The 864-nt window shown below is 66.4% G+C and carries 1 protein-coding gene; it reads right to left on the bottom strand.

All coding sequences use genetic code 11. The annotated features are described in order from the left end of the window. Positions 1-186 (bottom strand): hypothetical protein (locus tag IEZ09_RS47325; protein ID WP_229813577.1); only part of this gene is annotated, 186 nt, incomplete at its 3' end. Positions 187-864: the final 678 nt, after the last annotated feature.

The raw sequence follows: 864 nt of genomic DNA, 5'->3' as shown, positions 1-864 counted from the left end.
ACTCAGCGGGGTAATCTGATCGTTCTGCAGAACGAGGGTCACCCGATCTCGCTTCCACGTAGAAAATCCGATCCTGTGTCCTCGTATCTGCACGGCCTGTTGGTTGACTGGGCCAATGGTTTGCGCGGTAGGAGCATTGGTGAGGTGGCGAGCAGGCTTGGTGTGGGCAGGGCTGATGATCGTCACAGCCCGGCGAGTGTCGCGCTGTTGTCCGACGGCCTGCTCACCGAAAGCGCGGTGCGGAATTGGTGGGAGGCTCTGCCGGGTGCGGTGGAGGAGTCCGGTGCCGGCGATGTCGCCAGTTCCGCCGGCCTGCGGGCGGATCCCGAACAGGGTGGGTTGGCTGATGCCGTGGCCATGGCCGAGTCCGAGGGTGGTTGGGATTTTGGGGCCTTGGAGTCGGCGCCGCCGGACGTGGCGGGTCCTGACAGCTGGGAGTTGGGCGGTTGGCAGCTGGATGGTGGGGAAGTGGGTGGTGGGGAGTTGGATGGTGGGGAAGTGGGTGGTGGGGAAGTGGGTGGTGGGGTGGATCCGTCGTTGATATTTGGTCCGGCTTCGTTGTCTGTCTTTGGTTTTGTTACTCCGCCCCCGTTGTCGCCTGGTGCTGGGCAGGGGGAGGAGGGGGCTGGGGGTGAGGTTGGGGGTGGTGGGGGTGAGCCGCCGGTGTCTATTTCGGATGGGTGGGGTGAGGTTTTGCCTGGCGGGGGTGATGTCGGGCAGGAGGTGGTTGATGAGGGTGAGGGTGCGGGGGGGTCGTCCGCGGTGGTGGTGGGTGCTGGTGCTGGGCGGAGGCGTGCTGGCGGGGGTCGCCGGGGTGGTGAGCGGGCGCCGCGGGCGAAGCCGGTGCGGCAGTCTTCGAAGGTG

Origin of the sequence: Lentzea flava, assembly GCF_014648475.1 — a bacterium.
GTDB classification, from domain to species: domain Bacteria; phylum Actinomycetota; class Actinomycetes; order Mycobacteriales; family Pseudonocardiaceae; genus Lentzea; species Lentzea flava.
This window is presented reverse-complemented; position numbering and strand designations above follow the sequence as displayed.